General features: G+C 71.7%; 8 protein-coding genes. 4 read left to right on the top strand and 4 right to left on the bottom strand.

Going from position 1 to position 12882, the window contains the following annotated elements; translation table 11 throughout:
- The first annotated feature begins 142 nt into the window (after nt 1-142).
- Both HGB44_RS11985 and HGB44_RS11980 read left to right on the top strand, forming a co-directional pair.
- Nucleotides 143-1420 carry a glycosyltransferase gene (locus tag HGB44_RS11985; RefSeq protein ID WP_061081874.1) on the top strand — a complete coding sequence of 426 codons (1278 nt, stop codon included), beginning with the start codon at nt 143-145 and terminating at the stop codon, nt 1418-1420.
- A 131-nt stretch (nt 1421-1551) separates the two neighbouring features.
- Nucleotides 1552-2523 carry an anti-sigma factor RsbA family regulatory protein gene (locus HGB44_RS11980; RefSeq protein WP_061081873.1) on the top strand — a complete coding sequence of 324 codons (972 nt, stop codon included), beginning with the start codon at nt 1552-1554 and terminating at the stop codon, nt 2521-2523.
- Here HGB44_RS11980 and HGB44_RS11975 read toward each other — a convergent pair.
- Together HGB44_RS11975 and HGB44_RS11970 are read right to left on the bottom strand one after the other, a co-directional pair.
- Nucleotides 2513-2860: an STAS domain-containing protein gene (locus HGB44_RS11975; RefSeq protein ID WP_061081899.1), complete on the bottom strand. Its 348-nt coding sequence runs from the start codon at nt 2858-2860 to the stop codon at nt 2513-2515. The two genes, HGB44_RS11980 and HGB44_RS11975, sit on opposite strands and share 11 nt — an antisense overlap.
- A 96-nt stretch (nt 2861-2956) precedes the next feature.
- Nucleotides 2957-3718, bottom strand: a complete 762-nt coding sequence (locus tag HGB44_RS11970; protein ID WP_061081872.1) for an ANTAR domain-containing response regulator — start codon at nt 3716-3718, stop codon at nt 2957-2959.
- Nucleotides 3719-3830: 112 nt separating this feature from the next.
- Between HGB44_RS11970 and HGB44_RS11965 the strand changes: the two genes are divergently transcribed.
- The gene (locus tag HGB44_RS11965) at nt 3831-5003 is read left to right on the top strand and encodes a GAF domain-containing protein (protein ID WP_061081871.1); all 1173 of its coding nucleotides are present in this window, start codon (nt 3831-3833) and stop codon (nt 5001-5003) included.
- Nucleotides 5004-5094: 91 nt separating this feature from the next.
- On the opposite strand, the gene HGB44_RS11960 is transcribed toward HGB44_RS11965, so the two are convergent.
- On the bottom strand, nt 5095-5733 hold the full coding sequence (locus HGB44_RS11960) for a response regulator (protein WP_061081870.1): 639 nt from the start codon (nt 5731-5733) through the stop codon (nt 5095-5097).
- A 6-nt stretch (nt 5734-5739) separates the two neighbouring features.
- On the bottom strand, nt 5740-10155 hold the full coding sequence (locus HGB44_RS11955) for a HAMP domain-containing protein (protein ID WP_061081869.1): 4416 nt from the start codon (nt 10153-10155) through the stop codon (nt 5740-5742).
- A 431-nt stretch (nt 10156-10586) separates the two neighbouring features.
- Between HGB44_RS11955 and HGB44_RS11950 the strand changes: the two genes are divergently transcribed.
- A complete protein-coding gene (locus tag HGB44_RS11950; protein WP_061081868.1) occupies nt 10587-12755 on the top strand; it encodes a SpoIIE family protein phosphatase in 2169 nt (722 codons plus the stop codon).
- The last annotated feature ends 127 nt before the right edge of the window (nt 12756-12882 follow it).

The raw sequence follows: 12882 nt of genomic DNA, 5'->3' as shown, positions 1-12882 counted from the left end.
TACTCCGGACCCGGCCCCACGGCCCGAGGACCGGAACGACGGCCCCAGCCCCGCCCGTGAGGACTCCGATCCCCGCTCCGGAGTCGCCTCGGGCGCACCTACGACGGACACCGACGAGACCGTGTCCAAGGAGTTCAGCCCAGTGAAGATCGCCATGGTCGCCGAACACGCCAACCCCCTCCCCGCGCACAGGGGGGAACCCGCCTGCCCCGCGAGCCTGCACGTGTGCGCCCTGTCCCGGCAGCTCGCCAAGCGGGGGCACCGGGTGACGGTCTACGCCCGCCGCAGCGACCCCGGCCAGCCCGACGGCCGCACCCGCATGGCGCGCGGCGTCTCCGTCGCCTACCTGGACGCCGGTCCGGCCCGGCCGCTGTCCGCCGAGGAGCACGCCGAGCACACCGGCGCCTTCGGCAGCGCCCTCGCCTCCGTCCTGGACGAGGACCACCCCGACGTCCTGCACGCGATCGGCTGGACCAGCGGCCTGGCCGCCCTGCACGCCCAGGCGCACAGCGAGAGCGACCAGAGCGGCACGCCCATCGTGCAGACCTTCCACTCCCTCAACGCCAGCGAGCAGCGCTCCGGCCTCGGCCACCACCCCGAGCGCGTCCGCATGGAGACCATCCTCGCCTCGCGCGCCGACCGCGTGCTGGTCAACTCCACCGACCAGCAGGTCGAACTGGCCCGCCTCGGCGTCCCCCGCCACCACGTCAACGTCGTGCCCTTCGGTGTGGACCCCGACCACTTCAGCGTGGAGGGCAGCGCCTCCGCCGAGCACTGGCACTCCCGGCGCGAGGAGCGCGCCCGCCTGGTCTCGGTCACCTCCCTGACCGAGGCCGGCGGCGCCGACCGGCTCGTGGAGGCCATGACCCGCCTCCCCGAGGCCGAGCTGCTGCTCGTCTCCACCTCCGAGGACCTGGACGTGGCCCTCGACGAGAACGCCCGCCGGATCGAGCTCCTGGCCAAGGAGGCCGGGGTGGACGACCGCGTCCACCTGGCCGGGCCCGTGGAGCGCAAGGAGCTGCCCCGCCTGCTGCGCTCCGCGGACGTGTACGTGTCCGCCGCCTCCTACGACCCCTACGGCGGGGCCGTGCTGGAGGCCATGGCGTGCGGCCTGCCCGTGGTGGCCACCGCCACCGGCGCCACCCCGGGGGCCGTCCTGCACCGCACCAGCGGTGTGCTGATGCGCTTCGGCCGCCCCGAGGAGGTCGTGCGCTCCGTGCGCGCCGTCCTCAGCACCCCGACCATGAGCACCGCGTACGGCATCGCCGCCGTGGACCGGGCCCGCTCCCGGTTCACCTGGCAGCGGATCGCCGTCGAGACGGAGCTCGCCTACGAGCGCTCCCGTCCGCAGCAGACGGAACAGGACCGTGCCGACGAGGACGAGACGGACGGTCTGCTACTGTCCGGGACCGCACACTGAGCCGTGCCCGTCCCGACAGCGTGCCCGTCCGACCGGTCCCCCGGGGTTCCCTCCGAGGGGTCGGAACGGGTACACAGACAGTGGCGCCCGGCGGCCGGACGGCCGGCCCCGGGCGCGGACGCCACGTACCGATGACCTTCGAACACCAGGGACTGCTCTTCCGCCGCGGGCAGCGGTTCCACGAGGTGGCCCGGCAGCGGTTGCGCTCAGCCGTACGCGAAAACGCCCACGCGGTGCTCGCTGTCTCAGGTGACCGCGCCGTCGCGCTCACCCGGGCGCTCTCGGCCTCCGAACGCGAGCGCGTGCACGTCCTGGAGCGGGACCGGTTCTACGACGCCCCGGGACGCACCCTGGCCGCCCTGCACCGTCTGGCGCTCGTCCACGACCCCGTGCCGGTGGTCGTGGTGGCCGAGCCCCCGCTGCCCGTCTCGGGGATGGAGCTGCGCGAGTGGCACCGGCTGGAGTCGGTGCTGTCCACGGCGCTGGCCCCGCAGCGGCTGAGTCTGCTGTGCGTCCACGACGACCGGGACCTGACCCCGCGGACGCGGTCCGCGATCCTGGCCACCCACCCGGTGCTGGTGGAGCCCGACGGGCCCCGGCCCAACCCCGCCTACCTGGGTACGGCGGCCTTCGGCGCCCGGCCGGTCGCCCCGGACCCGCTGCCTGTCAGCGGACCCGTGCACCGGCTGGAGATCGGGCTGTCCCTGCCGCGGCTGCGCGGTGACCTGACCGCGCTCGGAGAGGCCGTGGGGTTCCCGCCGGAGCGGATCGACAGCCTGGTGGTGGCGGTGAACGAGCTGGCCGCCAACGTGCTGGAGCACGGCGCGGGCAAGGGCACCGTGCAGGTCTGGCGCGCCCCGGGGCGGTGGGTGTGCGACGTGTTCGACGAGCGCGGCGGGCTCTTCGACCCGCTCACCGGCTACCGTCCGGCCGACAGCATGCGCCCGCGCGGGTACGGGCTGTGGATCACCCGGCAGACCTGCGACTTCCTGGAGATCAGCGGCAGCGGCGAGGGGTCCCTGGTACGGCTGCACTTCGTGGACGGGGCCGGGGAGACCGGGGCCGTCCGGGAGGCCGGGACACGGGCCCCGCTCAGCCCCTGAGGGATTCCGCCGCGGTGCCGGTGCTGGCCACGATCGGGATGACCTGGTCGATTCCGGCTATCACGAACAGGCGGTTGACCTGCGGCTGGGGCTCGGCGACCACCAGTCCCACGCCCAGGTCGCGGGCCTGCCGGTAGGCGGAGACGAGCACGCCGATGCAGCGCGAGTCGCAGAAGGACACCTTGGCGAGGTCGACCACCACCCCCCGGGGCGGCTCGGCGGCCAGGAGGCCGTCGAGGACCTCGGCCAGCGCGGGAGAGGTCACCGCGTCCATCTCCCCCGCGGGGCTGACGACGACGACGCCATCCTCGCGACGGATCGAGATGTCTGACGTCACGGTCACTTCTCCTTCTTGTTCCGGGACGGCCCCGAGCCCTCATCATGGCGCTTTTCGATCACGCTCGGGACTCATCGCCCGGTGTTGCCCGCCCGTTCACCTTCGGTCGGGGCGCATCCGGGGCTGGGGGCCGGTGTTCTCCGCCACGAGGTCGCGGGCCACGTCCACCACACGTTTGCGGTTGCGCTGGGCGACCTCGCGCAGCGCGGTGAAGGCGGTGTCGGCGTCGCAGCCGCGGGCGTGCATGATGATGCCCTTGGCCTGGTCGATCACCGTACGCGCGGACATGGCCCGGCGCATGTGGGCGGTCTCCCTGGCCACGTCGGCCTGACGTCCGGCGCTGTACAGCGACACCGCGGCGTGCTCGGCGAGCAGGGCGGTCAGCGGGGCGACGACCTCCTCCTCGAAGGCGTCGGCGCGGCCCGAGTGCACCCCGAAGGTGATCACCCGGTCGTCGCCCTCGCCGGGCAGCAGGCTGGGCAGGGTGATGGAGGAGCGGTCCCCGCACTGGACAGCCATGCTGGTGTAGCGGGGCCAGCGGTGGGGTTCGCGCAGGATGTCGCCCACCCGCACCTGGCCCATCTCGCGGACGGCCTCGACGGTGGGCCCCTGGTCGGTGGTGTACTGGTGCTCGAAGGCCGCGGACAGGTCGGCGTGGGAGGCGCCGTAGTCGGTGACGACGTGCCGCACGGAGCCGTCGGCCCCCTCGACCTCGCGCCAGACCACGACGAGCGCGGCCGAGCAGCCCGGGACGCCCAGGGCCGCGGCCCTGCTCATCTGGTCCAGGGCCCGTTCCAGGGTGGTGCTGTCCGCCTGTCCCAGCGCGCCGATGTCCCGGGCCAGGCGTTCGATCCACACAGTCGGGGCCTCCTTCCGTTTCCGGGCTCGGACTAACCGTAACCTTGGGAGACCGTGGGAGCGGACATCCGCTAGCTTCGGGAAGACGCCATCCACGACGGGAGACCTGAGCGTGTCGGAGAACCTCGCCGGGTTGCAGCGTGAGATCACCGCACTGGGTGAACGCATCGCGGCCCTGCGCAACACGCACACCATGTATCCCGACGACGCCCAGGGCACCGCCGAGGCGGCCCTGGCCGAGCTGGAATACGCCGAACGCCTGCTGGGCGACGCGGGGGCCGAGCTGGCCCGGGCCCACGCCCAGCCCGAGCCGCGCCGCCAGGGCGACGACGGCGACCGGGCCCTGCTGCGCGCGATGTTCCAGGAGCTGAGCGTCCCCACCGTGCTGCTGGACCACGAGGGCTACATCCGGCGCATCAACAACTCCGGGGCCGCGCGGCTGGGCAGCGCGCCGGGCTACCTCACCGGCAAGCCCTTCGCCCACTTCGTCGACCTGCGCAAGCGCGCGGCCATGCAGTCCTGGCTGGCCGCGGTGCTGCGCGGCGACGGCGACGCCGCGCTGGAGTCCCGGCTGGCCCAGCGCGGCTGGGCCGAGGACGTGCACCTGACCCTGACGCGCCTGGAGCTGCCCACCGAGCCCAACCCGCTGGTGCTGGTGGCGATGTCGCCGCCGATGAACGGCGTCGAGGAGGAGGGCCCCGCCCCGCTGGAGACGGAGGTGGAGGACCAGGTGGTGGTGCTGGCCGCGCGCAGGCTGGACGTGCTGACCCGGATGACGCGGCTGCTGCTGCGCTCGGCCGGGCCCGGCGGGGCCGGGAAGCCCCTCGCGCTGGCCGACGCCGCCGACCTGCTGGCCGACTCCTACGCCGACTGGGTGGTCGTGGACGTGTGCGACCTGCCCATCTCCTCCGACGCGCCCCGCCGCGCCGTGGTCGCGGGTCCGGCCGACGCGCTCCCGGCGCAGAGGGAGGCGGTGGCCTCGGCCGCGCCCGGCGACTCGGACATTCCGGGCGAGGTGCTGGAACGGGGCCAGTCCCTGCTGTTCCCGCTGATCGAGGACGAGGCCGTGCTGGGTCACGCCCCGTCCGGCGCGCCGCTGCTGTCGATGCTGGGCGCGGGCTCTTTGCTGTCGGTCCCCCTGCGCGGCAGCCGGGGCGTGCGCGGTGCGCTCACCCTGATCCGCCGCAGCAACCGGGGCAGCTTCCGCCTGGCCGACCTGGGCCTGATCGAGGAGATCGGCGAGCACATCGGTCTGGCGCTGCCGCCCCGGCCCTGCTCACCGTGATCTTGTGCTCATAGCGGGGATCGAGCGCCGACACCGGCTATAAGTACAAGATCATCGCAGTTCAGAACCCTCGCGACCGGTACGCGGCCTCTCACTCGGGGCCGTGGAGGGTGTCCACCAGGGTGGACAGGCGCGAGACCGCGCTGTCCACCCGGCGCACGCCGTCCACCAGGCTCTGGTCCACGTCCTGGTAGTTGGTCACGATGTGCTCGCGCAGCTGGGCGAGGTCGGTCTGCACCTGGTGGGAGCGCTGCGCCAGCTGCTCGGCCAGGACCTTGCCGGGCTCTCCCGTCTCCTGGCCCAGGTCGCGCTGGAGGGCGCGGGCCTGCTCGCGCATCTGCGCCTTGAGCTGGTGCAGCTCCACGAACACCTCGACCTTGGAGCGCAGCACCCAGGGGTCGAACGGCTTGAGCAGGAAGTCCACCGCGCGCGAGGCGTAGCCGCGGAAGACCTGGTGCCGGTCGACCTCCTGGGCGGTCAGGAAGATGATCGGCACGTCCTTGGTCTTCTCGCGCTGCTTGATGTGCGCGGCGGTCTCGAAGCCGTCCATCCCCGGCATGACCACGTCGAGCAGGATGACCGCGAAATCGGTGCCCAGAAGGTGCTTGAGCGCCTCCTCACCGGAGTTGGCCCTGACCAGGTTCTGGTCGAGTGAGGTGAGTGCGGCCTCCAGCGCGATCAGGTTCTCGTCGCGGTCGTCGACGAGAAGGATGTTGGCCTTCTGGGTCACGTCGGGTTACTCCAGGTCTTCGTTCGGGGTGCTGGTGCCAGTCTCCCCGTTCGGATCGTTGTCATGCCCGGTACCGGCCTCCTCCGGCCCGGCCGTCGCGCCGCCCCCGCCGTCGGCCGCCGCTCCGGCGATGGTCTCCTCGCGCCCCGCGGTGAGCCAGCGCCGCATGACGTCCAGCAGGTGGTCCAGGTCGACCGGCTTGGTCACGTAGTCCGTGGCGCCCGCCGCGAGGCTGCGCTCGCGGTCCCCCTGCATCGCCTTGGCGGTGAGCGAGATGATCGGCAGACCGGCGAACTGCGGCATCTCCCGGATCCGCTGGGTGGTCTGGTTGCCGTCCAGCTCGGGCATCATCACGTCCATCAGGACGAGCGCGATGTCCTCGTTGGCCTCCAGCCTGGCGATTCCGGCGTGTCCGTTGTCAGCGTAGAGGACCTCCAGGCCCTGCGCCTCCAGAGCACTGGTGAGCGCGAAGACGTTGCGGACGTCGTCGTCGACGATGAGCACCCGCTGGCCGCTCAGGACGGCCCGCCGCTCGGGGTCGGTGCGCGGCTCGGACTCGGCCGCCTGCTCGGGCGCCTCACCGCTCTCGGCCGCCGCGGCGTGGGACTCGGGCGCCTTGAGCACCGGGACCGTGGGCAGCGGCTCGTCGGTGATGTCGGTGAGGGCGGCCAGGGCCGCGTCGAAGTCCTCGTCCGGCATGGAGAAGCCGTCGTCCAGCGGGGAGGAGTCCAGGCCGCCGGTGTCCGCGCCGCGGCCGGGGTCGAGCATCGGCGCCGAGTCCATACCGCTCAGGGCGCGGATCGGGGAACCGGCCTCCTCGGCCCGCTCCCCCGCGTCCTCGGGCAGGCGCACCGGGAGCAGCAGCGTGAAGGTGGATCCCTGGTTGGGCACGCTCTGCACGCGGATCTCGCCGCCCAGCAGGCGGGCGAAGTTGCGGCTGATGGACAGGCCGAGGCCGGTCCCGCCGAAGCGCCGCGAGGTGCCGCCGTCGCCCTGGTGGAAGGCCTCGAAGATGACCTGGAGCTTGTCCTCGGCGATCCCGATGCCGGTGTCGGCGACGGTGAACGCGATGACCTCCTCGTTCTCGACGAACATCTCCAGGTCGGCGTCCTCCAGCGCCCACGCGGGCTCGATGAGCAGCCGCACCTCCCCCTGCGGGGTGAACTTCACGGCGTTGGAGAGCAGGTTGCGCAGTATCTGCTGGAGCCGCTGCTCGTCGGTCCACAGCGTGCCGGGGATGTCCGGCGACACGTCCACCGCGAAGGCGAGCCCCTGGTCCCCGGTGACCGGGCGGAAGGTGGCCTCGACGTAGTCGACCAGCTGGGCGATGGAGACCTCGCTGGGCTGCACCTCGGCGCGCCCGGCCTCCACCTTGGACAGGTCGAGGATCTCGTCGATGAGCAGCAGCAGGTCGCTGCCCGCCTTGTGGATGGTCTGGGCGAACTCGACCTGCTTGGCGGACAGGTTCTGCTCGGCGTTGTCGGCGAGCAGGCGGGCCAGGATCAGCAGGCTGTTGAGCGGCGTGCGCAGCTCGTGCGACATGTTCGCCAGGAACTCGGACTTGTACTTGGAGGAGACCTGGAGCTGGTGGGCGCGCTCCTCCAGGGCGTTGCGGGAGCGCTGGATCTGCTGGTTCTGGAGCTCGATCGCCCGGTTCTGGTTGGCGAGCTGGGTGGCCTTCTGGCGGAGCTCGGCGTTCTTGCCGCGCAGCTCCTCCTGCTGGCGCTGGAGCTCGTTGGAGCGTTCCCTGAGCTGGCTGGTGAGCTGCTGGGACTGTTCGAGCAGGTCCTCGGTGCGGTTGTTGGCCAGGATGGTGTTGATGGTGGTGCCGAGCAGGCTCACCAGCTGGCGCAGGAAGTTCTTGTGGCTCTCGCGGAAGTCCTCGTAGGAGGCGAACTCGATGGCGCCCAGCGAGCGGCCCTCGGAGACGATCGGCAGGATGTACAGGTTGCGCGGAGAGGCCTCGCCCAGGCCCGACTGGACCTTGACGTAGCCCGGCGGGATGTTGCCGACCTGCTGTTCCACCTGCTGGGCGAGGGCCTCGCCGACCAGGCCGATTCCCGTGCGGACGCGGCGGCGGTCCTCGTCGGGGTCGAAGCCGAAGCCCGCGTAGAACAGGAAGTTCTCCTGGTCGTCCTGGTCCTCGGGCAGGTAGCAGGCGCCGTGCTGGGCGCCGATGAGCGGCGTCACCTCGGTCATGATGAGGCGGGCCAGCTCCTTGAGGTCGCGGTGGCCCTGGATGTGGCCGGAGATGCGGGCCACGTTGGACTTGAGCCAGTCCGCGTCGCGCTGGGTGGCGGTGGTCTCGCGCAGGTTGGACACCATCAGGTTGATGTTGTGCTTGAGCTGCTCCATCTCACCGCGGGCGTCGACCTGGATGTTGCGGGTCAGGTCGCCCTTGGCGACGGCGTTGGCGACCTCGGCGATCGCCCGCACCTGCGTGGTCAGGTTGCCCGCCAGGCCGTTCACGCTGTCGGTGAGCTGCTTCCAGGTGCCGGTCACGCCCTCGACCTTGGCCTGGCCGCCCAGCTGTCCCTGGCTGCCCACCTCGTGGGCCACGCGGGTGACCTCGGTGGCGAACGCCGACAGCTGGTCGACCATGGTGTTGACCGTCGTCTTGAGCTCCAGGATCTCCCCCTGGGCGTTGACGTCGATCTTCTTGTTGAGGTCGCCCGCGGCGACGGCCGTGGTCACCTCGGAGATGTTGCGCACCTGCGTGGTGAGGTTGTGCGACATCGAGTTGACGTTCTCGGTGAGGTCGTTCCAGATGCCGGAGACGCCCTTGACGTCGGCGCGGCCGCCCAGCTTGCCCTCGGTGCCCACCTCGCGCGCCACGCGCGTGACCTCGTCGGCGAACGCGGAGAGCTGGTCCACCATGACGTTGATGGTGTCCTTCAGCTCCAGGATCTCGCCCTTGGCGTTGACCGTGACCTTCTTGGTCAGGTCGCCCGCGGCCACCGCGCGCGTGACCATGGAGATCTGCCGCACCTGGTAGGTCAGGTTGTTGGCCATGGAGTTGACGTTGTCGGTCAGGTCCTTCCAGACCCCGGACACGTCGCGGACGTGTGCCTGTCCGGCCAGCTTGCCCTCGGTGCCCACCTCGCGGGCCACCCTGGTCACCTCTCCGGCGAAGGAGTCCAGCTGGTCGACCATCTTGTTGATGGTGTCCTTGAGGTCGAGCATCTCGCCCTGGGCGTCCACGGTGATCTTCTTGGTGAGGTCACCGGTGGCGACCGCCGTCGTCACCTGGGAGATGTTGCGGACCTGGTAGGTGAGGCTGTTGGCCATGGAGTTGACGTTGTCGGTCAGGTCCTTCCAGATGCCCGACACGCCCTTGACGTTGGCCCGGCCGCCCAGCTTGCCCTCCGTGCCGACCTCGCGGGCCACGCGCGTGACCTCGTCGGCGAAGGAGTCGAGCTGGTCGACCATGGTGTTCACGGTGTTCTTCAGGGCGAGCATCTCGCCCTGCACGTCGACCTGGACCTTCTGGGTGAGGTCGCCGCGGGCCACGGAGGTCGTCACCTGGGAGATGTCGCGCACCTGGTTGGTGAGGTTGTCCGCCATCGAGTTGACGTTCTCGGTGAGGTCCTTCCAGATGCCCCGCACGCCGCGCACGTTGGCGCGGCCGCCGAGCTTGCCCTCGGTGCCCACCTCGCGGGCCACCCGGGTGACCTCGTCGGCGAAGGTGGACAGCTGGTCCACCATCGTGTTGACGGTGTCCTTGAGGTCGAGCATCTCGCCCTGCACGTCCACCGTGATCTTGCGGCTGAGGTCGCCGCGGGCGACGGCGGTGGTCACCTCGGAGATGTCGCGCATCTGGTCGGTCAGGCGCGAGGACATCTGGTTGACCGACTCGGTGACTTCACGCCAGGCGCCGGAGACCCCCTCGACCTGCGCGGTGCCGCCGAGCTTGCCCTCGGTGCCCACCTCGCGGGCCACCCGGGTGACCTCCCCGGCGAAGCCGCTCATCTGGTCGGCCATGCGGTTGACCGTGGTGGCCAGGCGCAGCAGGTCGCCCTTGAGCTCGCCGCGGCGGCCCTCGGTGGAGGCGCGGCGGCTGAGCTGGCCCTCCGCGACCGAGTCCAGGACCCCGGCGACGTCGGTCACGGGTTCGGAGACCTCGTCGAGCAGGACGTTGAGCGCCTGGGCGCTCTCGCCCCAGGCGCCCCGGGCGGGGTTGACGTTGACGCGCTCGTTGAGCCTGCCCTCGTTGCGGACGACGTCGCCGACGCGCTGGAGTTCGTCGCTGAGCTGTTCGCTGTGGTCGACCACCTCGTTGAAGACGGACGCGATCTCCCGCATGGTGCCGCCGCCGCGCTTGCGCAGGCGGACGCTGAAGTCGCCGTCGCGCATGCGGTACAGGGCACGCAGAATCTCGTCGAGCTGGTCGTCGGCCGCCAGTTCCTTGACCGCCTCGGGCATCGAACCCCCTCCTCAGCCTGCTCCGCCACCTCGGCTTCCCGTCCCGGCCCCCGTGGGCCGGTCCGCCCGCGGGCGGACCGGCCCGCGGAGCGCGCACGGGACAGGGGGGTCCGCGCGGTGTCCGCCGCGTCGACCCCCTGGTGACACCCCGTCACGCTACCGGCGGGAAGTACCACCCGAAAGAAGCGCATGTGTCGACTTACACTAACCGGCCGAGCCGTCCCGCACAGGACGCTTGGCGATGTTGTCCCCCCGCCGCCGCGTCCGGGGTGGGCGGGGCGGCGCGGCCCCGCGCGGGCGGCCCCGCCGGGAGGGGAATGACGGTTCGCGCGGCGCCGGCCACCGCGGCACGCGTATCGTGGCAGTGACACCACCCCCCGCGCACGCACCCAGTGACGAAGGACACCGACGGCTTGCCAGCACACGACGCGTTGAAGGTCGCTCGACGAGAGTTCCCTCCCGCCCCGGAGACCGCGGCGGCGGCCCGCGAGTTCGTTCACGACACCCTCCTGTCCTGGGGTATGACCGACCCCTCCGACGACGTGATCCTGCTGGTGAGCGAACTGGTCACCAACGCCGTCATCCACGCGCGCTCGTCCCTGGACGTGACCGTGCGCCGGACGGAGGGGGCGACCGAGGTGATGGTCACCGACGCCGTGCCCGAGCGCGCGGTCCCGCAGGCCGGGCCCCTGTCGGTGGACACCTCACGGTCCCGGGAGAACGGGCGCACCGGCGGCCTGGGGCTGGCCCTGGCGTCGGCCATCGCGTCGAGCTGGGGTGTGAGCTACGGGCGCAACGACAAGGCCGTGTGGTTCCGGATCGAGGACGGCTCGGGGGAGCGCGCCTCCCTGGAGTCCCCGCCGGTGCGCAGGAGCCCCTCCCGCCCCGGGCGCCCCGCCCCGTGGTCGGCGCTGGACTCCGCCCTGGGCTCGCGGCTGTCCCTGCCGCAGCTGCTGGAGCGCACCGTGGAGTACTCGACCACGGCTCTGGGCGCGGACGCGGCCTACATCACGCTGGCCACGTCCGACGAGACCATGTGGGAGGTGCGCGCCGCGGTCGGTCTGACCTCGGGCGGCGCCCCGTGGCGGCCGCTGCGCGTGCGCACGGAGGAGATCTTCCCGTCCTCCGCGCCGGAGCCGGGCGCGGTGATCAACGACGACCTGATGATCGCCCGTACCAGCCGGGGGCGCCTGTCGCGCGCGGGGATGCGCTCTCTGGTGACGGCTCCGCTCATCGTGGACGGGCGGGTGGTCGGCCTGCTGGGGGTGGCCTCCCGTCGGGCCCGGCACTTCGGGGCGTCGGCGGCCAAGCGGCTCCAGGAGGGCGCGGACCTGATCGCGCTGCCGGTGGAGCGGGCCCGGCTGGCCGAGGTGGAGCTGAGCAGGCGGGCCTCGCTGAGCTTCCTGGCCGAGGCCAGCGACCTGCTCGCGGGCACCCTGGACGAGCGGATGACGGGCGCGCTGGCGGCGCAGCTGATCACCTCCCGGCTGGGCCGGTGGTGCGCCATCGAGACGATCAACGAGATGGGCGTCTCGCAGCTGACGCACGTGGTGCACAGCGACGAGAACTACAACGACATCCTGCGTGCGCTGCTGACCGGGCTGCCGCCGCACGAGCAGAGGGAGCCGCAGCCGCTGTGGTCCCCGGCCGAGCTGGCCAAGGAGGGGCTGGACGAGCAGCTCGTCCGGGAACTGGCGAGCGGTCCGGCGATCTGCATCCCGCTGGTGGCGCACGGGCGCGCGCTGGGGCGGATGACGGTCGGCAAGAGCGGGTCGGACGACTTCACCCGCGAGGAGGTGGACGTGGCCGACGACCTGAGCAGCCGGGTGGCGTCGGCGATGGAGAACGCGCGGCTGCACGAGAAGCAGGCCGCGATGAGCGACGCCCTCCAGCGCAGCCTCCTGCCGGCCAAGGAGAAGGAGCCGGTGATCCCGAACGTGGACCACGCGGTGTTCTACCGTCCGGCCGACGAGCGCAACGTGGTGGGCGGGGACTTCTACGACGTGTTCGCGGCGAGCGGGCGGTGGTGCTTCGCGATCGGCGACGTGTGCGGGACGGGCCCGGAGGCGGCGGCCGTGACCGGCCTGGCACGGCACACGCTTCGGGCGCTGGCCAAGGAGGGGTTCACTCCCTCGCACATCATGCAGCGGCTGAACATGGCGATCCTGGACGAGAACACCTCGACCCGGTTCCTGACGATGCTGTACGGGGAGATGACCCCGGCCACGGACGGCGGGGGCGGGATGCGGCTGCGGATGGTCTCCGCCGGGCACCCGTTGCCGATGCGGCTGAACCAGAAGGGCGAGGTGAAGTCGTTCGGGGCCTCGCAGCCGCTGCTGGGCGCGTTCGAGGACGTGGGGTTCACGACCGAGAACGTGGACATCCGCCCCGGTGAGGTGGTGCTGGCGGTGACCGACGGCGTGACCGAGCGGCGCAGCAACACGGACATGCTCGGCGACGAGGGGCTGACGGAGATCTTCTCCGGCTGCGCCGGGCTGACCGCCCAGGCGGTGATCAGCCGCATCGACCGGGAACTGGAGGAGTACGCCCCGGGCGGGCGCAGCGACGACACCGCGATGCTGGTGCTGCGCTTCCTCTAGGGGGCCGAAAACGTCACCGCTGTGACGCACGGTTCCTGACCTGGGATGATCTTGTACTTATAGCGAGGTTGGACGCTCGAACCTCGCTATAAGTACAAGATCACGCGTGCGGCGCCGGGGCCGTCGG

It is taken from the genome of Nocardiopsis alborubida (assembly GCF_012396365.1).
Classification (GTDB): domain Bacteria; phylum Actinomycetota; class Actinomycetes; order Streptosporangiales; family Streptosporangiaceae; genus Nocardiopsis; species Nocardiopsis alborubida.
The sequence above is the reverse complement of the archived record's forward strand: the minus strand, read 5'-3'. Positions and strand labels throughout refer to the sequence as shown.

Bases quoted from the DNA above. Each gene is read 5' to 3' on its own strand.
- HGB44_RS11980 (WP_061081873.1), top strand. From the start codon at position 1,552: ATGACCTTCGAACACCAGGGACTGCTCTTCCGCCGCGGGCAGCGGTTC.
- HGB44_RS11955 (WP_061081869.1), bottom strand. From the start codon at position 10,155: ATGCCCGAGGCGGTCAAGGAACTGGCGGCCGACGACCAGCTCGACGAG.